The sequence below is a fragment of the Amycolatopsis sp. ATCC 39116 genome (assembly GCF_000231075.2).
Classification (GTDB): Bacteria; Actinomycetota; Actinomycetes; order Mycobacteriales; family Pseudonocardiaceae; genus Amycolatopsis_E; species Amycolatopsis_E tucumanensis.
Genome location: NZ_AFWY03000016.1, coordinates 94,427 through 118,445, shown reverse-complemented (window position 1 = coordinate 118,445; position 24,019 = coordinate 94,427). Strand labels below are relative to the sequence as shown.

The 24,019-nt window shown below is 72.5% G+C and carries 25 protein-coding genes; 15 read left to right on the top strand and 10 right to left on the bottom strand.

From position 1 onward, the window contains the following. Positions 1–82: 82 nt before the first annotated feature. The 3 genes from AMY39116_RS0318990 to AMY39116_RS0318980 are packed head-to-tail and all read left to right on the top strand — an operon-like array spanning position 83 to position 2,074. A complete protein-coding gene (locus AMY39116_RS0318990) occupies positions 83–589 on the top strand; it encodes a flavin reductase (protein ID WP_020419221.1) in 507 nt (168 codons plus the stop codon). 10 nt (positions 590–599) lie between these two features. Further along, entirely contained in the window at positions 600–857 is a 258-nt protein-coding gene (locus tag AMY39116_RS0318985; protein WP_020419220.1) for a hypothetical protein, read from the top strand. After that, a complete protein-coding gene (locus AMY39116_RS0318980; protein ID WP_020419219.1) occupies positions 854–2,074 on the top strand; it encodes an amidase in 1,221 nt (406 codons plus the stop codon). Before AMY39116_RS0318985 ends, AMY39116_RS0318980 begins: the two co-directional genes overlap by 4 nt. A gap of 215 nt (positions 2,075–2,289) precedes the next feature. Here AMY39116_RS0318980 and AMY39116_RS43195 read toward each other — a convergent pair whose 3' ends face one another. The 3 genes from AMY39116_RS43195 to AMY39116_RS0318965 form a co-directional block, all read right to left on the bottom strand. Continuing rightward, positions 2,290–2,490, bottom strand: coding sequence for a LuxR C-terminal-related transcriptional regulator (locus AMY39116_RS43195; RefSeq protein WP_235716170.1), 201 nt, complete (start codon positions 2,488–2,490; stop codon positions 2,290–2,292). Between the two features lie 70 nt (positions 2,491–2,560). Further along, positions 2,561–3,172 carry a response regulator transcription factor gene (locus AMY39116_RS0318970; RefSeq protein WP_020419217.1) on the bottom strand — a complete coding sequence of 204 codons (612 nt, stop codon included), beginning with the start codon at positions 3,170–3,172 and terminating at the stop codon, positions 2,561–2,563. Beyond that, positions 3,169–3,723 carry a nuclear transport factor 2 family protein gene (locus tag AMY39116_RS0318965; RefSeq protein WP_020419216.1) on the bottom strand — a complete coding sequence of 185 codons (555 nt, stop codon included), beginning with the start codon at positions 3,721–3,723 and terminating at the stop codon, positions 3,169–3,171. Before AMY39116_RS0318965 ends, AMY39116_RS0318970 begins: the two co-directional genes overlap by 4 nt. 174 nt (positions 3,724–3,897) lie before the next feature. Here AMY39116_RS0318965 and AMY39116_RS0318960 point away from each other — a divergent pair, with 174 nt between their 5' ends. Beyond that, positions 3,898–5,229 (top strand): MFS transporter, encoded by a 1,332-nt coding sequence (locus tag AMY39116_RS0318960; RefSeq protein WP_020419215.1) that lies wholly within the window; start codon positions 3,898–3,900, stop codon positions 5,227–5,229. 3 nt (positions 5,230–5,232) lie between these two features. On the opposite strand, the gene AMY39116_RS0318955 is transcribed toward AMY39116_RS0318960, so the two are convergent. Next, the gene (locus AMY39116_RS0318955) at positions 5,233–5,820 is read right to left on the bottom strand and encodes a TetR/AcrR family transcriptional regulator (RefSeq protein WP_020419214.1); all 588 of its coding nucleotides are present in this window, start codon (positions 5,818–5,820) and stop codon (positions 5,233–5,235) included. A 125-nt stretch (positions 5,821–5,945) separates the two neighbouring features. Between AMY39116_RS0318955 and AMY39116_RS0318950 the strand changes: the two genes are divergently transcribed. From AMY39116_RS0318950 to AMY39116_RS0318940, 3 genes are read left to right on the top strand one after another with little or no spacing between them, the layout of a single operon-like run. Next, on the top strand, positions 5,946–7,238 hold the full coding sequence (locus tag AMY39116_RS0318950; RefSeq protein ID WP_020419213.1) for an NAD(P)/FAD-dependent oxidoreductase: 1,293 nt from the start codon (positions 5,946–5,948) through the stop codon (positions 7,236–7,238). Positions 7,239–7,265: 27 nt separating this feature from the next. Then, positions 7,266–7,571 (top strand): hypothetical protein, encoded by a 306-nt coding sequence (locus AMY39116_RS0318945; protein WP_020419212.1) that lies wholly within the window; start codon positions 7,266–7,268, stop codon positions 7,569–7,571. Between the two features lie 24 nt (positions 7,572–7,595). After that, positions 7,596–9,038, top strand: coding sequence for an APC family permease (locus AMY39116_RS0318940; protein WP_020419211.1), 1,443 nt, complete (start codon positions 7,596–7,598; stop codon positions 9,036–9,038). On the opposite strand, the gene AMY39116_RS0318935 is transcribed toward AMY39116_RS0318940, so the two are convergent. From AMY39116_RS0318935 to AMY39116_RS0318920, 4 genes are all read right to left on the bottom strand, one after another. After that, entirely contained in the window at positions 8,943–9,962 is a 1,020-nt protein-coding gene (locus AMY39116_RS0318935; RefSeq protein ID WP_020419210.1) for a 3-hydroxyacyl-CoA dehydrogenase NAD-binding domain-containing protein, read from the bottom strand. The two genes, AMY39116_RS0318940 and AMY39116_RS0318935, sit on opposite strands and share 96 nt — an antisense overlap. After that, the gene (locus AMY39116_RS0318930; RefSeq protein WP_020419209.1) at positions 9,959–11,047 is read right to left on the bottom strand and encodes an NAD/NADP-dependent octopine/nopaline dehydrogenase family protein; all 1,089 of its coding nucleotides are present in this window, start codon (positions 11,045–11,047) and stop codon (positions 9,959–9,961) included. Before AMY39116_RS0318930 ends, AMY39116_RS0318935 begins: the two co-directional genes overlap by 4 nt. Continuing rightward, a complete protein-coding gene (locus AMY39116_RS0318925; protein WP_020419208.1) occupies positions 11,048–12,427 on the bottom strand; it encodes an MFS transporter in 1,380 nt (459 codons plus the stop codon). A 99-nt stretch (positions 12,428–12,526) separates the two neighbouring features. Further along, complete coding sequence (locus AMY39116_RS0318920; protein WP_020419207.1) at positions 12,527–13,114, bottom strand: TetR/AcrR family transcriptional regulator; 588 nt, start codon at positions 13,112–13,114, stop codon at positions 12,527–12,529. Positions 13,115–13,134: 20 nt separating this feature from the next. On the opposite strand from AMY39116_RS0318920, the gene AMY39116_RS0318915 reads away from it, so the two are divergent. From AMY39116_RS0318915 to AMY39116_RS0318905, 3 genes are read left to right on the top strand one after another with little or no spacing between them, the layout of a single operon-like run. Continuing rightward, complete coding sequence (locus tag AMY39116_RS0318915) at positions 13,135–15,072, top strand: primary-amine oxidase (RefSeq protein WP_255346854.1); 1,938 nt, start codon at positions 13,135–13,137, stop codon at positions 15,070–15,072. A 14-nt stretch (positions 15,073–15,086) separates the two neighbouring features. Beyond that, positions 15,087–16,670, top strand: a complete 1,584-nt coding sequence (locus AMY39116_RS0318910) for an amidohydrolase (RefSeq protein ID WP_020419205.1) — start codon at positions 15,087–15,089, stop codon at positions 16,668–16,670. 9 nt (positions 16,671–16,679) lie between these two features. Next, positions 16,680–17,345, top strand: a complete 666-nt coding sequence (locus AMY39116_RS0318905; RefSeq protein WP_020419204.1) for a DNA alkylation repair protein — start codon at positions 16,680–16,682, stop codon at positions 17,343–17,345. Positions 17,346–17,524: 179 nt separating this feature from the next. Here the strand turns inward: AMY39116_RS0318905 and AMY39116_RS0318900 are convergent, their stop codons facing one another. Both AMY39116_RS0318900 and AMY39116_RS0318895 read right to left on the bottom strand, forming a co-directional pair. Next, positions 17,525–17,959 carry an ATP-binding protein gene (locus AMY39116_RS0318900; RefSeq protein ID WP_020419203.1) on the bottom strand — a complete coding sequence of 145 codons (435 nt, stop codon included), beginning with the start codon at positions 17,957–17,959 and terminating at the stop codon, positions 17,525–17,527. Positions 17,960–18,031: 72 nt separating this feature from the next. After that, positions 18,032–18,391: an STAS domain-containing protein gene (locus AMY39116_RS0318895; protein WP_020419202.1), complete on the bottom strand. Its 360-nt coding sequence runs from the start codon at positions 18,389–18,391 to the stop codon at positions 18,032–18,034. A 143-nt stretch (positions 18,392–18,534) separates the two neighbouring features. Between AMY39116_RS0318895 and AMY39116_RS0318890 the strand changes: the two genes are divergently transcribed. The 5 genes from AMY39116_RS0318890 (at position 18,535) to AMY39116_RS0318870 (ending at position 24,008) form a co-directional block, all read left to right on the top strand. Continuing rightward, the gene (locus tag AMY39116_RS0318890; protein ID WP_039791628.1) at positions 18,535–20,031 is read left to right on the top strand and encodes an aldehyde dehydrogenase; all 1,497 of its coding nucleotides are present in this window, start codon (positions 18,535–18,537) and stop codon (positions 20,029–20,031) included. Then, on the top strand, positions 20,028–21,287 hold the full coding sequence (locus tag AMY39116_RS0318885; RefSeq protein ID WP_020419200.1) for an MFS transporter: 1,260 nt from the start codon (positions 20,028–20,030) through the stop codon (positions 21,285–21,287). The genes AMY39116_RS0318890 and AMY39116_RS0318885 overlap by 4 nt, the downstream gene beginning before the upstream one ends. Further along, positions 21,266–21,907, top strand: a complete 642-nt coding sequence (locus AMY39116_RS0318880; protein ID WP_020419199.1) for a VOC family protein — start codon at positions 21,266–21,268, stop codon at positions 21,905–21,907. The genes AMY39116_RS0318885 and AMY39116_RS0318880 overlap by 22 nt, the downstream gene beginning before the upstream one ends. Positions 21,908–21,925: 18 nt before the next feature. After that, entirely contained in the window at positions 21,926–22,885 is a 960-nt protein-coding gene (locus AMY39116_RS0318875; protein ID WP_020419198.1) for a LysR family transcriptional regulator, read from the top strand. Between the two features lie 97 nt (positions 22,886–22,982). Next, entirely contained in the window at positions 22,983–24,008 is a 1,026-nt protein-coding gene (locus AMY39116_RS0318870) for an amidohydrolase family protein (protein ID WP_039791627.1), read from the top strand. Positions 24,009–24,019: the final 11 nt, after the last annotated feature.

Genomic DNA, 24,019 nt, shown 5'->3' with positions numbered 1-24,019 from the left:
CCGGGGCGGGAAGAACTCTCACTTCCCGGCGGCCCCGCCGCGCGCGTACGTTCGAGCTGTTCGGCGATCGTTTGGAGGAATCGTGCCCGAGCTGACCCGGCAGCAGACCGAGTTCCGCGCCGCGATGGCCAACCTCTCGGCGGCGGTCACCGTCATCACCACCGACGGTCCCCGTGGCCGCGCCGGCATGACCGTGAGCGCGGCCTGTTCGGTGACCGACTCGCCGCCGACCGTGCTGGTCTGCGTGAACCGCACCGCCCGCTCGCACGACGTGCTGGTCGGCAACGGCAGGCTGGCGGTGAACGTGCTGGGCGCCGGCCAGGAGGACCTGGCGCTGCACTTCGCCGGCGCCACCGGCGTGCCCACCGCGGAGCGGTTCACCGACGGACGGTGGGACCTGGCGACCCACGGGGTGCCGGTGCTCACCGGGGCGTGCGCCTCGGTGGTCGGCACCATCGTCGCCGAGCAGGCGTCGGGGTCGCACTCGGTGCTGTTCGTCGAGGTGGACACCGTGATCACCGGGGACGACCCCGCCGCGCTGGTGTACTTCCAGCGCCGGTTCCACAGCCTCGGCACCACTGCGGCGTAGGAGAGCGGCCATGGAGCGGATGACGCTGACCTGCTACAACGACACGCACGGCTACGGCTGGCGGCACGTGGACCTGTTCGTGCACGACGCCGAGGGGCGCGAGCTGAACTGGGTGCACTGGCAGGTGCCCGACGACGGCCCGGAGGCGGCGGACGCCGTGACCGCGAAGGTCGAGCCGACGTTGCGCCGGACCTCGGAGTGGCGGCACGGCGTGAGCGAGAGCGGCATGGACTTCTGGGTCGCCGACGCCGCCTGGGAGGACGCGTGAAGCCGCTGCGCGCGCCGTGGTCACTGCGGGAGCTGGTGAGTGGTTCGGTGGACGAGGCGCTGCGCCGGTCCCGTGAGCGCATCGCCGAGACGGAGCCGGCGCTGCGGGCGTGGGTGGAGCTGGCGTGGCCGGAGCCGGTAGCGGCCGGTCCGCTCGGCGGGGTGCCGCTCGGGGTGAAGGACATCATCGACGTGGCCGGCCTGCCCACGCGGTGCGGATCGGGCCTGCGCGCCGGCAGCCCGCCCGCCGCGGCCGACGCCGCGATCGTGACGGCGTGGCGGCGCGCGGGCGCGGTGCCGGTCGGCAAGACGGTGACCACGGAGTTCGCGTTCTTCTCCCCCGGCCCGACGGACAACCCGAGCGCGCCGGGCCACACGCCGGGCGGGTCGTCGAGCGGCTCGGCGGCGGCCGTCGCGTCGGGGCAGGTGCCGCTCGCGCTCGGGTCGCAGACCGCCGGTTCGGTGATCCGGCCCGCGTCGTTCTGCGGGGTCGCGGCGATGGTGCTCAGCCACGGCCGGTTCCCGGTCGACGGGGTCACCGGGCTCAGCCCGAGCCTGGACAGCCACGGCTTCTACACCGCCCGGATGTCGGATCTGGCGCTGGCCCACGCGGCGCTGACCGGTTCGCCGGACGCGGCCGGACTGCCCGCCCGTCCCCCGCGGCTGCTGCTGTGGACGGGCATCGCCGGACCCGCGATGCGCGCGGCGCTGGCGGTTGCGAGGGACCGCCTGGTGGCGGCGGGCGCGGTGGTGGAGGCGTTCCCGGACGAGCGGTTGATCGCGGACCTGACCGCGGCGCACCCGGTGGTGATGGCGTACGAGGCGGCGCGGGAACGGGCCGCCGAGCTGGAGCGGGCGGCGGAGCTGAGCGCGCCGCTGGCGACGCTGTTGCAGACGGGTGCTCAGACCCCGGAGGCGGAGTACCGGCGAGCGCGGGAGTTCGTGCGGTCGGCCGCGTCGGCGGTGTCGGGTTTCCTGGGTTCCCACGACGCGATCCTCGGCCCCGCGGCGCCCGGTCCCCCACCGGAGGGCCTGGCCGCGACGGGAGATCCGGTGCTGAGCCGGCCGTGGCAGGCGCTGGGTGTTCCGCAGGTGGCCGTGCCCGGGTTGTCCACTGAGGACGGTCTGCCGCTCGGGATTCAGCTGGTCGGCCGGGCGCGGGAGGAGACGGCTTTGCTGACCACGGCTTGCTGGGTGGAGCGCGCGTTGGTGGAGTGATCGCGCGCTCGGCAGTAGCCCGCGCGCTCAGCAGTGGGTGCGCGGGATCCACAAAGGACCTCCCGCCGGGAGGCAGCGCGACTCGCTCGGTGAAACCGGGGGGCGCGATCCGGCCCCGCACCACGCACCGCCGGAATGCGACGCGGCCCGCCAGACCGGCGAGCCGCACTCAGCCGTGAGCACTTGGGCTCCATAAAGGACCCGCAGAAAGACCCTCACACCACCACGCGGTGCGTGAGGATGTCGTGCACCAGGGCGCCCAGGCTCTCCGCCCCCGTCTTCGCCTTGATCCGCGCCCGGTGCACGTCGATCGTCTTCACACTCGTGCCCAAGCGGTTCGCCGCCATCTGGCTCGACACCCCTTCGACCACCAACCGCAGCACCTCGCGCTCCGCTGGACCAGCACGCAGCACCATCCACCGACCGAATGCAGCGCGGCTCGCCGGGCGAAACCGGCGAGCCGCGCTCATCGATCCACAAGCGACCTCACACCACCACGCGGTGCGTGAGGATGTCGTGCACCAGGGCGCCCAGGCTCTCCGCCCCCGTCTTCGCCTTGATCCGCGCCCGGTGCACGTCGATCGTCTTCACACTCGTGCCCAAGCGGTTCGCCGCCATCTGGCTGGACACCCCTTCGACCACCAACCGCAGCACCTCGCGCTCCCGCTGGGTCAGCTGCGCCAGGCGCGCCTCCACCGCCCGGCGCGCCGCCTCGCGGGTGAACCGCCGGCACGCGTCCTGCTGCTGCCGTTGCACCACTTCCAGGATCCGCTGCGGCTCGTAGGGTTTCTCCAGAAAGTCCACCGCGCCGCGGGTCATGGCGCGCACCGACATCGGGATGTCGCCGTGTGCGGAGCAGAACACGACCGGCGCCGGGTAGCCCCGCGCGGTCAGTTCCTCCTGCAACTGGAACCCGCTCATGCCGGGCATCCGCACGTCGACGATCACCACCGCGGGCTCGTCCGGGTCGAACTCGGCCAGGAAGGCGGGCGCGTCGGGGTAGGTCAGCGCCTGGATGCCGACGCTCTCCAGCAGGAACGCCAGCGACTGCCGCAGGCCCTCGTCGTCGTCGACGATGTGCACCACCGCGTCGGTCATGGCTTCATCAGTACCGACGCCGACGGGCGGTCGCTGGCGAAGTGGTCCGGCAGCGGCGCCACGAACACGTTCTCGGTGCGGGTGCGGGTGATCCGCCACCCGCCGTCCTCCTTCCGGAACGCGTTGTTCAGGCGGCTGGACCGCAGCAGCGCACTGCCGTCCGAGAACAGCCACGGCTGCATGTGGATCCACTGCCCGTCCGCGGTGTCGCCGTGCACGTGGATCTGCTCCGACGTCAGGTAGTGCGCGTTCAACAGCAGCGCCGGATCCCGCTTCTCGCCCCAGAACCGTTCGAAGTGCTCCCGGATGGCCTGCTTGCCCTCGGCCCGCCCGAACTGCCCGTCGTAGTACTCGCCGACGCCCTCCCACACCGCGTCCTCGGTGTAGAGCTCCAGGATCAGCTCGATGCGCTTGGCGTCGTCGGAAATCCCGTACTCGGGCAGCGGCGTGTCGCACAGGAACATGTAACGAGCCTGTAGCCGGCGGATTTCGGCTTCGGCCTCGAGCACCTCGACCCGCCGGGCGAGTGCTTCGAGAGCGGTGTCGGTCAACGGGATTCTCCTTCTCCGAGCGGGAGGCGCGATGCCGAACACCATCTGTCACCGGCGCGAACCTTGTCAAGCGCGCTGCAGGTTTCCCCTATGCGGCTGCGGGATTTGCGACTGGGAGCCGCGGCGGGCGCTTCCTACCGTAACGGGAACCACCACGGACGATGAGGACGGTCGATGACCACACACGGCCCCGCTCAGCCCAGCCTACCGCGCATCGGAGTGGCCGCCGCGGTCGGCACTTCGCTGGAGCTGTACGACTTCCAGATCTACGGAACCGCCGCCGCCCTGGTGTTCGGCCAGGTGTTCTTCGCCACCGGCGACGCGTGGTTCGGCACGTTCATGAGCCTCGCGACGTTCGCGATCGGCTTCGTCGCGGCGCCGCTGGGCGGCGCCGTCTTCGGCTGGCTCGGCGACCGCCGCGGCCGCAAGACGGCCCTGTTCGGCGCGTTCGTGCTGATGGGCCTGGCGACGCTGGGCATGGGCGTGCTGCCGACCTACGCGGCCGTCGGCGTCGCGGCGCCCGTCATGCTGGTGCTGCTGCGGTTGTGCCACGGCCTGGCCAGGGGCGGCGAGAACTCCAGCGCGGCCGTGCTGGCGATCGAGCACGCCCCCGAGCAGCGCCGCGGCCTGTACGGGTCCTTCGTGGCGATCGGCTCGCCGGTCGGCACGATCCTCGCCAACCTGGCCTTCACGCTGGTGCTGCTGCTCCCCGACGACGACGTCACGGGCTGGGGCTGGCGGATCCCGTTCCTCGCGGGCGGTCTGGTGCTCGTGGTCGGGCTGTGGATCCGCAAGGGCGTCGCGGAGAGCCCGGTGTTCCGGGAGATGGCCGAGCAGGAGGGCGCCCGGGTGAAGGCGCCGCTGCTGGCGGTCGTGAAGGCGAACTGGCGGCGGCTCGCGCTGGTCGCGGGCGTCAACATCGGGCTCACCGCCAGCACGTTCGCGCTGGCCACGTTCATGCTGTCCTACGCCACGGCCCGCGCCCCGGAGGGGCTGGGGCTGCCCCGCCAGCCCATCGTCAACGGCTCGATGATCGCCCTGGTCTGCCACGCGCTGTGCAACGTCGGCGCGGCGTGGCTGTCCGACCGCCTCGGCCGCAAGCCGGTGATGCTGGCCGGTGTCGTGCTGTCGCTGGGGTCGGCGCTGCTGATGTTCCCGCTCAGCTCGGCGGGCACGGTCGCCGCGGTCAACACCGCCGTGATCATCGGGTTCTGCGCCACCGGTGTCCTCTTCGGACCGATGTACACGTTCTTCTCCGAACTGTTCCCGCGCGAGCAGCGCCAGTCCGGGGTTGGCGTGGGCTACCACGTCGGCGCCGTGCTGGGCGGCGGCATCTCGCCGATGATCGCCAACCGGATCGTCGCAGGCACCGGGGACGCGCTCAACGTCGGCTTCTACCTGGCCGCGCTGCTCGGGCTGTCGCTGGTGTGCCTGCTCTGCCTGCCCGAAACCGCGCCGGTGCGGGCGCGCCGCCGGAGCGCGGCGGTCCCGGAGCCGGTCCGGTGACGGTCAGCTCTCCGGCCGCAGGCGCGTGAGCACGTGGCGCAGGGTGTCGAGGACCCGTTCGGTCGGCAGCTCGTCGACCCCGCAGATCTGCTGGAAGACCAGGCCGTCCATGGCCGCGAACACCAGCGCGGCCAGGCCCTCGTCGTCCAGCCCGGCGGCGGCGAGCTCGGCGCGGATCGCCGCGCGGTAGCCGTCGTAGAGCTCGCGGACCTGCGGGGCGAGCTCGGGGCGGCGCCGCGACTCCAGCGTCAGCTCGTACTGGAACGCCTGGGTCTCGGGCTGCTCGGCGACGAACTCGGCGAGGCCGTCGCCGAGCAGGTCCAGCCTGCCCGAGCCCGGCTCGGGGGTCACCGACGGCACGCTGCTGTCCAGGGACCGCCGCAGGGCCTGGGCGGTCAGCTCGTCGATGCTGCCGAAGTAGTGGGTGACCAGCCCGTGGTTGACGCCGGCCTCCTTCGCGACCGAGCGGTAGGTGAGCTGCCGGAGCCCCTGGCGCGCCACGACCCGCACCGCCGCCTCCAGCAGGGCCTCCCGGCCCGTGCCGTGCGGCCGCGCCCGCCCGCGGGACGCGCCCGCCGTCTCGTTCGTCACCGTCGGAATGGTACCGGCCGCCAAATTATCCACTTGACTAATTTAGCGGACCGAGTCACAGTTGGGCACACCCCGGACGCCCGCCACCGGCGGCGTCGACCTCTCCTTCCGCAAGGGATTCCCTCATGCCTGAACGCGCCGATGTCGTCGTGGTCGGAGCCGGGTTCGCGGGCCTGACGGCCGCCCGCGAACTCACCCACCGCGGCACCACGGTCACCGTCCTGGAAGCCCGCGACCGCATCGGCGGCCGCACCTGGACCGCCGAGCGGCTGGGCCGCCCGCTCGAACTCGGCGGCACCTGGGTGCACTGGACCCAGCCCCACGTGTGGGCCGAGATCTCCCGCTACCAGCTGGAACTGACCCGCAGCCCGGTCCCCGCCCGCGCCTACTGGCACGTCGGCGGGCAGGCCCACGAAGGCAGCGCGGACGAGCTGTTCGCGCGGTTCGACCCGGGGATGCAGGCGTTCCTCGCCGACAGCCGCGAGTGGTTCGAGTGGCCGTGGGAACCGTTCCGGCGCCCCGATCCGGACGTCCTGCACGCGCTAGACCGGCAGTCCGTCACCGACCGGATCGACGCGCTCGGCCTGCCGCCCGCCGACCGGGAACTCCTGGCGGGCATGTGGGCGCTGAACTTCAACAGCCCGCCCGAGGACGGCGCGCTCACCCAGGCGCTGCGGTGGTGCGCGGCGGCCTCGGGCAGCTGGCCGCTGATGTTCGAGACGTGCGCGACGGTCAAGTTCACGCACGGCACCAAGGCACTCGCCGACGCGATCGCCGCCGACACCGACGCCGACATCCGCCTCGGCACGGTCGTCACGAAGATCCGCCGCACGAGCACCGGCGTCGCCGTGGAAACCGCGTCGGGCAAGACCTTCGAAGCCGGCGACGTCGTGGTGACCCTGCCGCAGAACGTCCTCCCCTCGATCGAGTTCGAGCCCGGGCTGCCCGCGGTGCTGCGGGACGCGGCCCGCGCCGGGCAGGCGTCGAAGGGGATGAAGACGTGGATCCGCGTCCGCGGCGAGGTCGAACCGTTCGTCGTGTTCGCGGGCCCGGACTCGCCGCTCACGTTCGGCCAGACCGAGTACACCGTGGACGGCGACACCCTGCTGGTCGCGTTCGGTCCCCGCGCGTCCGCGCTGCGGCCGGACGACACCGAAGCGGTCGCCAAGGCCCTGGCGCTGTGGCGGCCGGACCTGGAGGTCGTCGCCGCCGACGGGCACGACTGGGTCGCCGACGAGTTCGCAGGCGAAACCTGGCCGATGCTCGCCCCCGGCCAGCTCCGCGCGCTCGAAGAGTTCCGCAAGCCGCAGGACCGCCTGCACTTCGCCGGCAGCGGCTACGCGACCGGATGGGCCGGGTTCGTCGACGGCGCCATCGAAACCGGTCTGACCGTCGCGCGGCGGCTGCTCACCCGCTGACACCGTCCACAACAGAGAGGAAACCCCGTGCCCTACTTCGTCGAGTTCGTCCACTACCGCACGGACCTGCCCGAGGACCGTCTCGTCGCGTTGCGCTCGGCCGCGATCCTGGCCGTGCGGGACGCCCATCCGGACCTGCTGTCCGTGCCCGCGCTGAGCCGCGGCGAGGACGGCTCCTGGACCGACGTGTGGATCTACCGGACCCAGGAGGCGGCCGAGAAGGCCAACGCCGGGGCCGGCGACATCCCCGAGTTCACCGCGTTCGCCGGCGCCCTCTCCGGCGTCGAGATCACCGCAGGCCACATGCCCGAGTCCGCCGTCTCCCCGCTCTGACCGGAAACCCACGGAAGGACAACGATGTCTCTCCCCACACCGGATCACGGGACCGCCCTGCGCCGGGGTTCGCTCGGCGTCGCGGCGATCGTCTTCTTCGTGCTGTCGGCGCAGTCGCCGCTCACCGGGATCGCGGGCGCGCTGCCGATCGCGATCACCCTCGGCAACGGCCCGGCCGCCCCGGCCACGTTCCTGCTCGTCGGGGTGGTGATGGCGTTGTTCGCCGTCGGCTACATCACGATGAGCAGGAACGTGACCGACGGCGGCGCGTTCTACACCTACATCGGCCGCGGCCTCGGCACGACGACCGGCACCGCGTCCGCCTTCGTCGCCCTGTTCGCCTACTGCACCGTCCAGGCCGCCATGTACGGCCTCTACGGCGTCACCGTGTCGGGCCTGCTCGCCGCCTACGCCGGGATCTCCGTGCCGTGGTGGGCGTGCGGCCTGGTGACCATGGTGCTCGTCATGGCGTGGGCCTGGCTGAACATCGAGATCGGCGCCCGCGCCCTGGCCTGCCTGGTCGGCCTGGAGATGGGCATCCTGCTGGTGTTCGCGGTGATCACGTTCGCCCGCGGCGGCGGGCCGCAGGGCCTGGACTTCGGCGCGACGTTCGGCCCGTCGGCGATCGCCTCCGGGGCGCCCGGGGTCGCGTTCACCTTCGCCGTCGCGTCGATGTTCGGGTTCGAGTCGACGGCCCTGTACGCGCCGGAGGCCCGCGACCCGCGCCGCACCATCCCCCGGGCGACCTATCTCGCGGTGGCGGTCGTGGCGGTGTTCTTCGCCTTCGTGGCCTGGATGGTGGTCAGCTTCTACGGCGCCGGGTCCGTTGTGGACGCCGCGGGCCAGGCGGTCGGGGCGGGCGAGGCGAGCGGGCTGGTCGCCGGCGCGATCCAGGCGACGCTGGGCGGCTGGGCGGCGCACGCGGTCGGGATCATCCTGGCCACGTCGTTGCTGGCCGGCGTCCTCGCGTTCCACAACGCCATCAACCGGTACCTGCACTCGCTGGCGGAGAACGCGGTCCTGCCGCGCCGCCTCGCCTGGACCAACCGGCACGGCTCGCCCTACCTCGCGGGCGTGGCCTCGACGGTGGTCGCGGCCGCGCTGGTGCTGCCGTTCGCGGCGCGGGGCATGGACCCGGTGCTGACGTTGTTCTCGTGGTTCGGCGGGGTGTCGGTCGTCGGGCTGCTGGTGCTGTACGTGCTGACCAGCGTGTCGGTGCTCGCCTGGTTCCGGCGCGACCGGCGCGGTGAGTCCACGTGGCACACGCGGTACTCACCGGCGCTGGCCGCGGTCCTGATCCTGGCGGGGATCGTGCTGCTGATCGTCAACTTCGGCACGCTCACCGGCGGTTCGGGCGCGACCGCCGCGGTGCTACTGGCGTCCGTCGCGGCCGTGTTCGTCCTCGGGCTGGTGGTCGCGGTCGTGCACCGGCGACGGGCCACCGCCGCTGTGGCTCTCGCGTCCTGACGGGGACCGGGCCGGCACCGGCGTGCCGGCCCGGAGCTCCGGTTCCCGCAGGCGGAACAGTTCGGCGAACTCCCGCATCCGCGCCGCGCGGTACGCCGGGACGCCGTCCGGGTCGAAGGTGTAGAAGCCGGTCCCGTCCCGCAGACCACGGCGGCCGGCGGCCATGTTCTCCTCGATGACGTCCGGGTGCCGGAACCGGTCGCCGAGCTGGGCGGCCAGGTAGCGGGAGGCGTAGTACAGGATGTCACCGCCGCCCCAGTCGATGAACTCCAGCGGCCCGAGCACCGAGAACCGGGGGCCGAGCCCGGCGCGCACGGCGAGGTCGATGTCGGCGGCGCTCGCCACGCCCTCCTCGACCATGCGGGCCGCCTCGTTCATCACCAGCGCCTGCAGCCGCGGCACGATGTAGCCTGCCGCGGGCCCGCACACCACCGGGATCTTGCCGAGGCGCTCCAGCAGGCCGGTCAGGCGGGACACCGCGGCCGGGTCGGTCTCGTCGCTGCGGCTGACCTCGACCAGCGGCATGACATCGGCGGGGTTGAGCCAGTGCGCGTTGACCGCCCGTTCCGGCCGCTCGACCAGTCCGGCGATCTCGGTGACCAGGAACGTCGACGTGGTCGAGGCGATCACCGCGTCCGCGGCGACCTCGCGGCAAACCCAGGCCAGCACGTCCCGCTTGATCTCCAGCACCTCCGGCACGGCCTCGAACACCACCGAGGCACCGGCCAGCGCGCCCGGCTCCCGCCCGCACACGGTCACTCCGGACCCGAGCCGGGCGCGAAGCCGGTCGGCGTATTCGCGCCGTTCTTCATCCGCGCGGTCCTTGACGTCGGCCAGCACAACGGGAAAACCGGCCGCGAGGCAGGTGAGCGCGATGCCCTCCCCCATGCGGCCGGCCCCGACGACGGCGATCTCGTCGCTCACGAGGTGAAACCCTCCCGCAGCAGCCGCGTCAGCTCCGGCCGGGAGAGTTCCGCCAGCCCGAGGCTTTCCAGCGTCCGGCCCTCCGCGTAGAGGTCCCGCCCGGTGACCGCCGAGGCGATGCTCAGCAGCCCGGCCGCGACCGGCGTCGGCACCCCGGCCCAGCGGCCCACCGACACCAGCAGCGACAGCCCCAGCCGCGTGTCCTCCAGCATGTAGCGGTGGGTCAGCAGGTCGATCTTCTCCCGCCAGTCGCCGGAGTCGGTGAGCTTCTCGTGCGCGGCCCGGCCGTACATCCACTCGTCGCCGTCGGTGGCGTAGTGGTCGGCCAGCGGGAAGTGCGGCGCGCCGTAGCCCAGCGCCTCCCGCAGCGCGATGCGCTCGCCGTCCAGCGCGTCGGTGACCCGCCGGATCGCGGGTTGCGTGCCCTCGTTGTGGATGTCCCACGCCTCGAAGTGCTCCAGCGGCCCGGCGTTCATCAGGATCAGCGGCGGGTGGATCACCGGCCCGGCGTTCATCAGAGCCCCGCTGAGGCCGTCCTCGCTCTCCTCGACGCTCGGATAGGCCGCGCGCAGCACGTCGAACGCCTTGGCCGCCAGCCGCGCCGGGAACACCCCGGTGGGCAGCCGGGTCGCATAACCACTGATCACCACCTCGGTGGCGCCGTGCCGCCGGGCCAGGTAGGGCAGCGTGCCGGTCTCGGCGAACGCGACGTCGGCCGGGTTGCCCGCCTCCGCCAGCGCCTTGCCGAACAGGACCGACCCGAGCGTGCCCGGCGGCAGGAACACCACCTGCCCGTCGGTGAGCAGCGGGGCGAGCCGGGCGGCCAGGTCGGCGTGCGTGGTCGAGGGCAGCGGGATGACGATCAGGGCGGCGTCACGCACCGCCTCGGCGAGGTCGGTGACCAGCTCGCCCACCCGCACCTGCCGGGTGCCGCGGTGGTCGCGGACGGTCATCGCGCCGGCCTCGCGGAGGGCCTGGTGCGCGGCGGCGTCGCGGCGCCACCACCGCACGTCGTGGCCGTTCTCGGTCAGTTCCGCGGCCGCGGCCCAGCACCCGTGGCCACCGCCCAGCACTGCGATCCTCATTCAGCTGACTCCTTCCGGTTGTGCGGCGGGTTCCCCGGCCGCGCGCTCCGCCGCGACGCTGCGCCGGAAGTGCCGGCACCCGCGCCACAGCAGCAGCACCGTGAGCACGGACGCGAGACCGTAGACAATGGACAGTGACGAGCCGACCATCTTCGGGTCGCCGAACACCCGGTCGGTGACCAGCGCGACGAGCGTGGTGCCCAGCGCGAGCCCGATGAGGTTCGAGATCAGCAGGAAGATCGCCGACACCTGGGCCCGCATCTGGTTGGGGCTGAGCACCTGCATGGCGGCCGTGGAGGCCGGCATCGGGAAGGAGGCGAAGAACATCGCGACGGCCAGCAGCGCCAGCGACAGCCACAGCTGGCCGACCTGCGTGAAGGCGACGACCGGGACGGTCATGCCCAGCGCGCCGATAACCCCGGCCCGCATGGCCGCGTCGGTGTGGCCGCGCCGCGCCAGCCGGTCGACCAGCCAGCCGCCGAAGAGCACGCCGCTGCCGTTGGCCACCAGCACCACCACGCCGAGCAGGTAGCCGGCCTCGGTGGAGGTCAGTGAAAACGCGCGGATGTAGAACGCCGGCGTCCAGGCCATCATCCCCAGCAGCACCAGCGCGTAGAGCGAGAACCCCAGGTAGTGCGCCGCGAACGTGCGGCGGTGCCGCCACAGGAACCCGATCACGTGGCGCAGCGCGACCTTCTGCACGCCGCCGTCGGCGTCGCGCCGGAGCCCGCGGCGGCGCGGGTCGCGCACGGTGAGGAACACCAGCAGCGCCAGGACGATCCCGGGCAGCCCGACGATCAGGAACGTCAGCTGCCACGCGCGCACCTCGCCGAGCAGCGGCAGCGTGACCGCGTCCACCGACTTCAGCAGGTTGATGACGTACCCGCCGATGATGAACGCGGCGGCACCGCCGATGAACGAACCGAGCGAGTAGATGCCGTAGGCGCGCCCGAGCTTGCTCTTCGGGAACATGTCGCTGAACATGGAATACGCGGCGGGCGACAACGCGGCCTCGCCGACGCCGACGCCGATCCGCGCGAGGAACAGGTGCACGAAGTTCTTCGCCAGCCCGGAGGCCGCGGTCGCCAGGCTCCAGAACGCGACCCCGATGGAGATGATCAGCGGGCGGGAGCGCTTGTCCGCCAGTATCGCGATGGGCAGGCCCATCACCGAGTAGAGCAGGGAGAACGCCAGCCCGTTGAGCAGGCTGAACTGCGTGTCGGTGAGGTGCAGGTCGCGCTTGATCGGCTCGATCATCAGCGACAGGATCTGCCGGTCGACGAACGAGAACACGTAGGCGAGCATGCAGATCGCCACCACGTACCACTGGTAACGATACGATTTCCGCGCTTCGGGCAACAGGTCTTCGTCCAGCGGCACGAACGCCTCCCGTGATTTCGCCAGCGTTGCTGGAAAACGCTAATCACGGGAGGATCCGGGCGACATTGGGTGTTTCCCGTCGCCCGCTGAAGGATTCCCCTACGCCAGCCCGTCCAGGAAGGCGTCGATCATCCGGCGCTGCAGCTCCGGCGTGGTCGTGCCCGGGGTGAGCAGCGCCAGTGCCTGCACCCCGTTGAGCATGGCGAGCAGCTGTTCGACCACGACCTCGTCCGGCACGGGCGTACGGACCTCACCGGCGGCGCGGGCGTCGCGGAGGAACCCGCCGATCCGCTCGCGCCAGGCGGTCATCGCGGCGTCGTAGACCGACTCCAGTTCGGCGTCGGCGAGCGCGCGCTGCCAGAACGGCAGCACGACGCGGGCCTCCTGGCGGGTGACGTCCTCGACCGGCATGACCTCGTGGCAGAACACGCGGAGCGCGGCCAGCCCGGTCGCGTCGCCGAGCCGGTCCCGCACGCGGGCGTCGGTGTTGTCGACCACGCGGGTGAACGCCGTGCGGATGACGGCGTTCTTGCCGGGGAAGTAGTGTTTGAGCGCGCCGTTGGCCATGCCCATCTCGTCGGCGATGGCCCGCATGGTGGCCGCGTCGATGCCGCGCTCGGCGATCACCCGCCACGCGGCGTTGGCGATCTCCGCGCGGCGCTGGGCGTGGTCGACCTGCTTCGGCATGCCTTCACGGTAACGGGCTCTTGCGTTCGCGGCGAAGATGCCTCACCCTTTCGTCTACACGTGGAGAAAAAAGGAGCCCGACGATGCCTCCGCACCCGCTCGACCCGTTGACGGCCGACGAGATCACCACCGCCCGCCGCGTCCTCGCCGACGCCGGCCTCCTCCCCGGCACCGCCCGGGTCGTCTACCTGGGCCTCGAAGAACCCGCCAGGGACACCGACCGCCCCGATCGCGTGGCGCGGATCCTCCTGCACGACGTCACCGGCGGTCAGGACGTGCTGGTGTCGCTCACCGCGGAGTCCGTCGTCGCGCGGCGCGCGCTCGACCCGGCCGTGGACGGGCAGCTGCCCGTGCTGGACGAGGAGTTCGCGCTGGTCGAGGAGGTGCTCGCGAAGGACGAGCGGTGGCTGGCGGCGCTGGCCGCCCGCGACCTGGACGTGGCGAAGGTGCGGGTCGCGCCGCTGTCGGCCGGGGTGTTCGACTACCCGGAAGAGACCGGGCGGCGCATCCTGCGCGGTCTGGCGTTCGTGCAGGAGCACCCGGCGGACCACGCGTGGGCGCACCCGGTCGACGGGCTCGTCGGGTTCGTCGACGTCCTGGCCAGGGAGGTCACCCGGGTGATCGACCTCGGCCCGGTGCCTATCCCGGCCGAACCGGGCAACTTCGACGACCCGGCCGTCACCGGTCCACTTCGGACCACCCAGAAGCCGCTGGAGATCACGCAACCGGACGGCCCCAGCTTCACCCTCGACGGGCACCTGCTGCGGTGGGAGAACTGGTCGCTGCGGATCGGGTTCGACGCCCGCGAAGGCCTTGTCCTGCACGAGATCTCGTTCCGCGACGGCGACCGGGACCGGCCGATCGTGCGCCGCGCCTCGATCTCCGAGATGGTCGTGCCCTACGCCGACCCCTCCCCCATCCGCTCGTGGCAGAACTACTTCGACACCGGCGAGTACCTCATCGGCCGCTACGCCAACGCGCTCGAACTCGGCTGCGACTGCCTCGGCGAGATCACCTACCTGGACGCGGTGATCGCCGACGAGTTCGGCCACCCCCGCGTCCTGCCCAACGCGATCTGCCTGCACGAGGAGGACTACGGGATCCTCTGGAAGCACACCGACCTCTGGGCGGGCTCGGCGGAGACCCGCCGCCAGCGCCGCATGGTCATCTCGTTCTTCACCACGATCGGCAACTACGACTACGGCTTCTACTGGTACCTCTACCTGGACGGCACCATCGAGTGCGAGGCCAAGGCCACCGGCGTCGTGTTCACCTCCGCCTACCCCGGCAAGGGCTACCCGTACGCCTCCGAACTCGCACCCGGTCTCGGCGCCCCGTACCACCAGCACCTGTTCAGCGCCCGGCTGGACATGGCCGTGGACGGGACCGCGAACCTGGTCGAAGAGGTCGACGTGGAGCGGGTGCCGATCGGGCCGGACAACCCGCGCGGCAACGCCTTCACGCTCCGCAAGACGCCGCTGCGGAAGGAATCCGAAGCGCAGCGGCTCGCCGACAACCGCCGCGGCCGGATCTGGCACATCACCAACCCGGAGTCCCGCAACCGGCTCGGCGATCCCGTCGCCTACGCGCTCGTCCCGGAGGGCAACCCGGAACTGCTCGCGGACGACGCGTCGTCCATCCACGCTCGCGCCACGTTCGCCACCAAGCACCTGTGGGTCACCCGTTATGACCCGGCGCAGCGCTACGCGGCCGGCGACTTCGTCAACCAACACCCCGGCGGTGCCGGGCTGCCCGCCTACGTGGCCGGTGACCGCGACCTCGACGGGCAGGACCTCGTCGTGTGGCACACCTTCGGCCTCACGCACTTCCCCCGCCCGGAGGACTGGCCGATCATGCCGGTCGACTACACCGGCTTCAAGCTCAAGCCGGTCGGGTTCTTCGACCGCAACCCCGCCCTCGACGTGCCGCGGGCCCGCGGATCACACTGCTGCGACTGAGTGGAGGAATTCCCGTGTCCGTTCAGATCCACCGCAACGCCCGCATCCGCACGCTCGACCCGGCGCGGCCGGAGGCCTCGGTCCTCGTCGTCACCGACGGGGTGATCACCGCGGCCGGCGGCGAGGACCTGCTGGCGGCTCACGACGGCGAGGTCGTCGACCACGGCGGCGCGTTCCTGATGCCCGCGCTCGCCGACGTCCACAACCACCACCTGACCGCGGGCCGGGCCGACCTGTTCGAGCTGCAGTTCGACGGCACCGAGGACCTGCCCGGCCTGCTGAGCGCCATCCGGAAGTGGTCGGCGGAGCTGCCGCCGGACGGGTGGGTGGTCGGCGGCGGATGGGGCAGCACGCTCATTCCCGAGTTGTCCACTTCGGACGCTCTGGCGGCGCTCGACGAGGCCTGCGGCGGACGGCCGGTGCTGCTGCGTGACGACAGCTGCCACAACCGCTGGGTGTCCTCCGCCGCACTGGAACGCGCGGGAATTTCGGCGGACAGCGGGCTGCTCATCGAGTCCGCCCTGATCCCCGTCGAGCGGGCGTACGCGGCGTCGGCACCGTCCGATGTGGAGCAGGACGCCCGGGCTTCGCTGCGGGGCATCGAGATCCTGCACTCGTTCGGGATCACCGCCTTCCAGGACGCCGCCGCGTCGCTGCCGATGCTGCGGGCGCTCAAGCACCTCGACGACACCGGGCGGCTGGACGCGTGGGTGGTGACGTCGTTGCAGGTCAACGACCAGATCTTCGGCACCCACCCGCTCGGGCAGGACCTCATCGACCTGCGGGAGGACTACCGCGGCGGCCACCACCGGCCGGACTTCGTCAAGATCTTCCTCGACGGGGTGCCGACGTCGAAGACCGCCGCGTTCCTGCGCCCGTACCTGCCCGACGACGTGCACGGCCCGTCCTGGCGCGGCGAGACCACCATGACCGCCGACGAGCTGACCGGCTGGCTGCTGCGGGTGGCGGCGCAGGGGATGTCGGCGAAGATCCACTGCACCGGGGACGCGTCGGTGCGGATGACGCTGGACGCCGTGGCCGCGGTGCGCGCCGCCGGGCACGAGGACGCGAAGTTTCACATCGCGCACGGCCAGTACGTCGCCGAGGAGGACGTGCCGCGCCTGGCCGAACTCGGGGTGACCGCCGACCTGTCGCCCGCGCTGTGGTTCCCCGGCGTCATTTTCGACGCGATCTGCGCGTGCGTGCCGCGGGAGCGGGCGGAGAAGCTGCACCCGAACCGGAACCTGGTCGACGCCGGGGTGCTGATCGCCGGCGGCTCGGACTGGCCCGTGGTGCCCTCGCCGAACCCGTGGCCGGGCATCCAGGGACTGGTGACGCGGGCCGACCCGACGGGCACGCATCCCGGCGAGCTGTGGCCGGAGCAGGCACTCACCCTCGAGGAGGCCCTGCACGCCTACACGCTGGGCGCGGCTCGGGCGATGGGCGTCGACGACGTCACCGGTTCGCTGGTGGCGGGCAAGTCGGCCGATTTCGTGGTGCTCGACCGCGATCCGTTCGCCGTGCCCGCCGACCAGCTGGCCGGCACGCGGGCCGAGGAGACGTGGTTCGCGGGCCGCCGGGTGTACCAGCGCCGGTAGGGTGGCGTGATGGTGGCGGAGGTGATGGCCGAGCTGGCCGCGCTGGAGGACCCGAAGGCGCGGGCGGTCAACGAGAAGCACGGTGACGACCACGGTGTGAACCTGGGCAAGCTGCGCGCGATCGCGAAGCGGCTGAAGACGCAGCACGACCTGGCGCGCGAGCTGTGGGCGACGGGCGACACGGCCGCGCGGCTGCTGGCGCTGCTGATCTGCCGCCCGAGGGCGTTCGAGCGCGCCGAGCTGGACGCGATGCTGCGCGAGGCGCGGGCGCCGAAGGTGCACGACTGGCTCGTGAACTACGTGGTGAAGAAGAGCCCGCACGCGGAGGACCTGCGGCTGTCCTGGCTCGCCGACGCGGACCCGGTGGTCGCGAGCGCCGGGTGGGCGCTGACGACGGACCGCGTGGCGAAGCGGCCCGGGGGGCTCGACCTGGGGAGGCTGCTGGAGGTCATCGAGGCGGAGATGAAGGACGCCCCGGACCGCCTCCAGTGGGCGATGAACCACTGCCTGGCGCAGATCGGGATCTCCCACGCGGAGCACCGGGACCGGGCGATCGGCATCGGGGAGCGGCTGGAGGTGCTCAAGGACTACCCCACGCCACCGAACTGCACATCCCCCTACGCACCGACGTGGATCACGGAGATCGTGCGACGGCAGGAGGCCAGCCCGGGGTGAGCTCGGGATGAGGCAGCGGCGCGGTTGCCTGGCCGAGCCGCCCGGACCGCCCCCACCGGAGCACCGGAACCACGCCCATCGGCATCGCCGAGCGCCTGGAAGTGCTCAAGGGGTGGATCACCGAAATGGTGCGACGGCAGTTGGCCAGCCCGGGGTGAGGCGGTTGGCCTGGCCCGGCGTCAGGGGCAGCGGCCCCACGGATAGCTCGTGCAGTCGATCGCCGCCCACACCGTCTTCCCACCGTCGCCGCGGCGCCGGCTGCCCCAATCCCCGGTCAGCTTGGCCACCATCGCCAGGCCCCGGCCACGCGGACTGGCCGGGTCCGGCCTGCGGAGTTCCGGTCGCCGCGGGGAGGGGTCGTCCACCTCGACGCGGATCCGGCACGGGTCGCGCTCCCGCCACAGCCGCAGCTGCCCGGCGCCGCCCGCGTGCTCGTGGGCGTTGGTGAGGATCTCGGTGGCGACCAGCTGAACAGCGACGAGGTGGTCCTCCCCGAGATCCGACAGCGCTCTGGCCGCCCACCGCCGCACCGCCACCAGCGGCGGCACCGTGCCCGGTTCGAGGTCCAACGTCAGCGGTTCCGAGATCTCCGACATCGGCTGCGTGGTCACCATCCCCAACTCCGTCCTGTCTGCTCAAGACGGTCGCCGACGACCACCCTGCTGGCCGGACGCCAAAACCGCAACTCAGGCGACGCCGGCCTCGGCGTGCGCGACGTCGGTGTAGACAGCGAGCGTGCCGGTCAGCCCGCTCAGCTCGAGAACCCGCCGGGAGATGCCGTCCGCCACGATCCGCAGCCGTGTGCCGCCGCGCAGGTGCGTCTCGACCAGGGCCCGGAGACCGCAGGCCGCCAGGAAACCGACCCCGGTCAGGTCCACCACCAGCACCCCGGGCGCCTCGCGCAGCGCCGTCGCCAGCGCGTCCTCGAGCACCGGCATCGCCTCGAGATCCACTTCGCCGTGCACCGACAGCACCAGCCCGCTGCCGGTGCGCCGCACCTGGACGCGGCACAGGGCCCGGGGCGGATGGTCGAAGCAGGTCGGCATGGTGCCGCCATCATCCACCCTCCCCGGACCGCCCGCACCCTCCGCACATAGAGTCTCTCGATTTCCGGCATAGCCAGAATTGGCTTCCTTGTGGATCGGGCCCGGCTCACGATGTGTCGCACGAAGCCAGATGGGAGCGTGACGTGACAACAACGAGCAGCCCAGGGGACGTGATCCGCACCCGGTGGTCCTCTTCGGAGGACGCCGACCGGTTCACCGTGGAGAACCCGGCCACCGGCGAACCGGTGGCGGTCGTGCAGGGCGCCGGGGTCAAGGAGACCGACCTCGCCGTCCAGGCGGCCTACGACGCGCACTTCGCGTGGAAGGCCCGCAGCCCGCGGGAACGCGGCCGCTGGCTGTGGAAGATCGCGCAGGCGGTGCGCGAGAACGCCGACGAGATCGCGGCGCTGGAAACCTCCGACAACGGCAAACCGCTGTCCCAGGCGCGCCAGTTCGACCTGGAGGCGGCCATCGCGATCTTCGAGCTGTTCGCGAGCCTGTGCGAGGCGATGCCGAACCAGGTCCGCGACGCGGGCAGCACGCTGGACATCACCACCCTCGAACCGTACGGGGTGGTCGCCGCGATCGTGCCGTTCAACTGGCCGCCCCTGCACGCGGCGGGCAAGCTGGCCCCCGCGCTCGCGGTCGGCAACGCGGTGGTGATCAAACCACCGGAGCAGGCGCCGCTGTCGGTGCTGCGCGTCGTGGAGATCGCCCAGTCGATCCTGCCCGACGACGTCGTCCACGTCGTGCCCGGCACCGGCCGCATCGGGGCCCGGCTGGCCGCGCACGAGCTCGTCGGCAAGATCTCGTTCACCGGCGCGCCGAGCACCGGGTCCGCGGTCATCAAGACCGCCGCGGACAACCTCACCCCGACACTGATGGAGCTCGGCGGCAAGAACCCCTTCATCGTCTTCGACGACGCCGACCTCGACAGCGCCCTGCCGTGGGCGATCGAAGGCGGGTTCTTCAACCAGGGCGAGGCGTGCACGGCCGCGTCGCGGGTCCTGGTCCAGGCCGGCGTCCACGACGAAGTGGCGCGCCGCTACGCCGAAGCCGTGCCGCGGCTGCGGGTCGGCGACGGCGCGGACCCCGGCACCCACGTCGGCCCGATGGTGACCGAGGCCCAGCGCCGCCGGGTCCTGGACTACATCGACGTCGGCATCGCCGAAGGCGCCACGGTCGCGGCCCAGGCGCCGCTGCCTGCCGACCCGCGGCTGGCCGGCGGCTTCTACGTCCCGCCGACCCTGTTCACCGGCGTCCGGCGGGACATGCGCATCGCCACCGAGGAGATCTTCGGCCCGGTCGTCACCCTGATCCCGTTCCAGGACGAGGCCGAGGCGGTCAGCATCGCCAACGGCACCGACTTCGGCCTGGTCGCCGGGGTGTTCACCCGCGACTCCGAGCGCGCCCTGCGGGTCAGCCGCGCCCTGCGCGCCGGGATGGTGTTCGTCAACAACTACAACCGCGCCTTCACCGGCACCCCGTTCGGCGGGGTCGGCGCGAGCGGCTACGGCCGCGAGCACGCGCTGGAAACCCTGCACGAGTTCGGCTACAGCAAGAGCATCCGGCTGCCCTCCGGCACCAGCGAGATCCCCCGCTGGGCGCCGTCGCTCGAAGTCACCGGGCGGAACGGGTGACGACGGCGGCCGCCGGCACGGCGGTCCCGCCCGAGGTCCGGCGCCGGGCGCTGCGCAAGGTCGCGTGGCGCCTGGTCCCGCTCGTCCTGCTGATGTACACGGCCGCGTTCCTGGACCGGGTCAACCTCGGCACCGCGGCCCTGACCATGAACGCCGACCTGGGGCTGTCCGCGGCCGCGTTCGGTTTCGCCACCGGCATCTTCTCCGCCGGCTACATCGCGCTGCAGATCCCGAGCAACCTGGCGCTGCAGCGGGTCGGCCCGCGCCGGTGGCTGGCGTTGCTGATGGTGTGCTGGGGCGCGGTCGCCACCTGCACCGGGTTCGTGCAGGGCGAGGGCTCGCTGATCACCCTGCGCGTGCTGCTCGGCGCCGCCGAGTCCGGGTTCCTGCCCGGCATGCTGCTCTACCTCACCTACTGGTTCGCCCCGGCCAGGCGCGGGCTGATCAGCGTGATCGCGAGCCTGCCGTTGTACGCGGTGATCGGCACGCCGCTGTCGGCGGTGATCCTGCAGGGCACCGACGGTCTGGGCGGGCTCGCCGGGTGGCGGTGGATGTTCATCCTGGAGGGCCTGCCGTCGGTGCTGATCGGGCTGCTCGTGCTGGTGTGGCTGACCGACCGGCCGGAGAAGGCGCGCTGGCTCACCCCGCAGGAGCGCGCGGCGGTGCTGGCCGAGGTGCCCCCGCCCGAGGGCGGCCGTCCGCGCATCCGGCTCGCCGACCTCACCGGGCGGCTGCGGGACGCGCGGCTGCTCACCTTCGCCTTCGCGACCGGGCTGCTGTGGGTCGGGTTCGCCGCGCTGACCGCGTTCCTGCCGCTGATCATCGCCGGTTTCGCCGAGTCCTACGACACCCGGCTGAGCCTCGTGCAGACCGGCCTGGTGACCGCGCTCGTCTACCTGCCCGCGATCGGCGTCGCGCTCTTCTGGGCGCGCCACTCCGACCGGCGCGCCGAACGGGTGTGGCACTCGGCGGCGGGCGCGCTGCTCGCCGCGCTCGGCGTGCTCGTCGCGATCAACGGCAACGGCCTGGTCGTCACCCTGATCGGCACCGTCCTGCTCACCGCGGGCATCTACGCCAGCCTGTCGCTGATGTGGCAGCTGCCCATCGGCCACCTCCGGCCCGGCCCGGCGGTGGCGGTGGGCAGCCTCCCGGCAGAGCCGCTCAGTGCCCTCGTACAGGTTGCGGGTACCAGGGAAACGTGGTCGGTGGCGAGAATCAGGCCCCCTTCACGCGGATGCGGCCGGCCAGGACGGTGAGCGCGGCGCACGGGCTGGGCCAGTACGAGGGCGGCTGGTTCCCCGGTCTGGGCATCGCCAACCGGATCGTCCCGCTCGGGCCGGACCAGTACATCGAGGTGGAAAGCGTCATCGACGCCTACTCGCCCGAGCACAACGCCTCCGACCGCTGGTTCTACGAGCAGATCCGCGGCGGCGACGTCTACCTCGGCTGGTGCCTGCGGGTGGACACCCGCGCCGAACTCGAAGCCGTCGCCGCGCGCCTGGGCACCGGCATCATCGAAACGGGCTTGCGGCAGCGGCCGGACGGCAGCCTCAGCGCGCCCGCCCGCACCCCGGACACCGTGTCGTGCTGGAGCCGCGGCCTGCCCAACGTCTTCCACCTCCCCGACCTGAGCGTCCATCCGGCCGCGCAGCCCTGCCCGTCCGCGGTGACGCCGCGGGGGATCTCGTGGATGGAGGTCGGCGGCACCCGGGAGGACATGGTCGCCTGGCTCGGGCCGGAGGCGGCCGGGCTGCCGCTGAGGTACAACGGCGACCGGCCGGGCCTCTACGCGGTCGCGGTGACCACGGCCGACGGGGAGATCGTCATCCGGCGCACGGCCGTCACCCAGCCGGAGCCCGCCGGGCGCGGGAGCTGAGCGACCTACGATTCCGGGGTGACCGCCGATCGCGCGAAGGGAACCGGGATGGAGCCTGCCGACCAGGGCGAGCTGCGGCTGTCCGGACTGGACCTGCCGCTGCTGCACGCGTTGCACGCCCTGCTCGCCGAGCGCAGCGTCACCGGCGCGGCGATCCGCCTCGGCCGCAGCCAGCCCACCCTGTCCAGCGCGCTCGCCCGGCTGCGCCGGCACTTCGGCGACGACCTGCTGACGCGGTCCGGCAACCACTACGTGCTCACCCGGTTCGCCGAGCAGCTGCGCCCGCTGACCGGGGTGGCCGTGGCCGCCGTCGAGCGCGTGTTCAGCGCCGAGGCCGAGTTCGACCCGGGCGAGACGAGCCGCGAGTTCACCATCGTGTCCTCCGACAACGGCATCAGCGTCGTCGGCGGGCTCCTGGTGGCGCGCGTCGCGCGGGAGGCGCCCGGCGCGCGCATCCGGTTCGTGCCGGTCACCCCGGAATCCATCAGCCGCAAGGACGAGTTCTACCGCACGGTCGACGGCGTGCTGATGCCGCACGGCTACCTCGACCTGCCCCGCAACATCGACCTCTACACCGACCGCTGGGTGTGCGTGGCGTCCGCGGCCAACACGCGGATCGGCGACCGGCTGACGATGGACCACCTGCGGGAGCTGCCCTGGGTGGCGACGTTCGGCGACCCGCTGGGCCGGGCGCCCGCCTGGCGGCAGATGGAGATGCTCGGCGTGGTACCCCGGGTGTGCGCCACTGCCGAGTCGTTCCTGGCGATGCCGCAGCTCGTCCGCGCGTGCGACGCGATCGCGCTGCTGCAGGAACGCGTCGCCGCGCTGGTCGCGGACGTGCCCGGACTGCGGATCCTGGAGTGCCCGTTCGACGCGATCCCGCTCGTCGAGGCGTTCTGGTGGCACCCGATCCACGACGACGATCCCGGCCACGCCTGGCTGCGGCGCTGCCTGACCGGACTGCGGCCGGACGCATAGAGTCCGTCCATAACCGGCATCGGAAGTATTGGCTTCCTTCGGAATGCCCGCGGCCGAAGAATCGGCAGGGTCCCCGCTCTTCCCTGGAGGCTCACCGATGAACAGCCGACCGCCCACTGTGGACGTGCACGCGCACGTCTGGCTGGACGACGTCGAGGCACTGGCCGCCGGACGGCCCGGCTACCGCGAGCACACCGAGCTGGAGCTGCGCCGCGCGGGCACCGCGTCCGCCGCGGTCAGCGCGGACCAGGCGGCGCGGCGGCGGCCCCGGCTCACCGACGTGGCCACCCGGCTGTCCCTGATGGACGAGTCCGGAGTGGACGTCCAGGTGGTGTCGGTGGTGCCGACGCAGTACCACGGCTGGGCCGACCGCGGCCTGGCCGCCGAGATCGCCGCGACCACCAACGCGGGGATCGCCGCGCACTGCGCACTGGCGCCGCACCGGCTGGCCGGCCTGGGGGTGGCGCCCCTGCGCCACCCCGGCCTCGCGGTCGCGGCGCTCGACGACGCCGTGCTCGGGCACGGGCTCAAGGGCGTGGAGATCTCCTCGCACGCCCCCGGCGTGGAGCTCTCCGACCGCGCGCTGGACCCGCTGTGGCAGCGGGCCGCCGAGCTGGACGCGGTGGTGTTCCTGCACCCCTGGGGGTGCACTTTGGACGAACGGCTGGACCGCTGGTACCTGTCCAACTCGGTGGGGCAGCCGGTCGAGCACGCGGTCGCGTTGTCGCACCTGGTGTTCGGCGGGGTGCTCGACCGGTTCCCTGGCCTGCGCCTGATCGCCGCGCACGGCGGCGGCTACCTGCCGCTGTGCCTGGGGCGGGCCGACCACGCCTGGCACCACCGCCCGGACGCGCGCGGGTGCGCCGAGCCGCCGAGTTCGTACCTGCCGCGGCTGTGGTTCGACTCGCTCGTCTACACGCCCGGCGCCCTGCGCGGCCTCGTCGCCGCCGCCGGCGCGGACCGGGTGCTGCTCGGCTCGGACTACCCGTTCGACATGGGGGTCGCCGACCCGGTCGCGCGGGTGCGCGCCGCCGGGCTCGACCCGGCCGCCACCGCCGCCGTCACCGGCGGCAACGCCCAGCGCCTCGGCCTCCTGCCCGCGGCGGTGGCCGCCCGCTCCTGACGTTCTCCCCC

Bases quoted from the DNA above. Each gene is read 5' to 3' on its own strand.
- AMY39116_RS0318985 (WP_020419220.1), top strand. From the start codon at position 600: ATGGAGCGGATGACGCTGACCTGCTACAACGACACGCACGGCTACGGC.
- AMY39116_RS43195 (WP_235716170.1), bottom strand. From the start codon at position 2,490: ATGGTGCTGCGTGCTGGTCCAGCGGAGCGCGAGGTGCTGCGGTTGGTG.
- AMY39116_RS0318970 (WP_020419217.1), bottom strand. From the start codon at position 3,172: ATGACCGACGCGGTGGTGCACATCGTCGACGACGACGAGGGCCTGCGG.
- AMY39116_RS0318960 (WP_020419215.1), top strand. From the start codon at position 3,898: ATGACCACACACGGCCCCGCTCAGCCCAGCCTACCGCGCATCGGAGTG.
- AMY39116_RS0318950 (WP_020419213.1), top strand. From the start codon at position 5,946: ATGCCTGAACGCGCCGATGTCGTCGTGGTCGGAGCCGGGTTCGCGGGC.
- AMY39116_RS0318940 (WP_020419211.1), top strand. From the start codon at position 7,596: ATGTCTCTCCCCACACCGGATCACGGGACCGCCCTGCGCCGGGGTTCG.
- AMY39116_RS0318930 (WP_020419209.1), bottom strand. From the start codon at position 11,047: ATGAGGATCGCAGTGCTGGGCGGTGGCCACGGGTGCTGGGCCGCGGCC.
- AMY39116_RS0318920 (WP_020419207.1), bottom strand. From the start codon at position 13,114: ATGCCGAAGCAGGTCGACCACGCCCAGCGCCGCGCGGAGATCGCCAAC.
- AMY39116_RS0318905 (WP_020419204.1), top strand. From the start codon at position 16,680: ATGGTGGCGGAGGTGATGGCCGAGCTGGCCGCGCTGGAGGACCCGAAG.
- AMY39116_RS0318900 (WP_020419203.1), bottom strand. From the start codon at position 17,959: ATGGTGACCACGCAGCCGATGTCGGAGATCTCGGAACCGCTGACGTTG.
- AMY39116_RS0318895 (WP_020419202.1), bottom strand. From the start codon at position 18,391: ATGCCGACCTGCTTCGACCATCCGCCCCGGGCCCTGTGCCGCGTCCAG.
- AMY39116_RS0318880 (WP_020419199.1), top strand. From the start codon at position 21,266: ATGCGGCCGGCCAGGACGGTGAGCGCGGCGCACGGGCTGGGCCAGTAC.
- AMY39116_RS0318870 (WP_039791627.1), top strand. From the start codon at position 22,983: ATGAACAGCCGACCGCCCACTGTGGACGTGCACGCGCACGTCTGGCTG.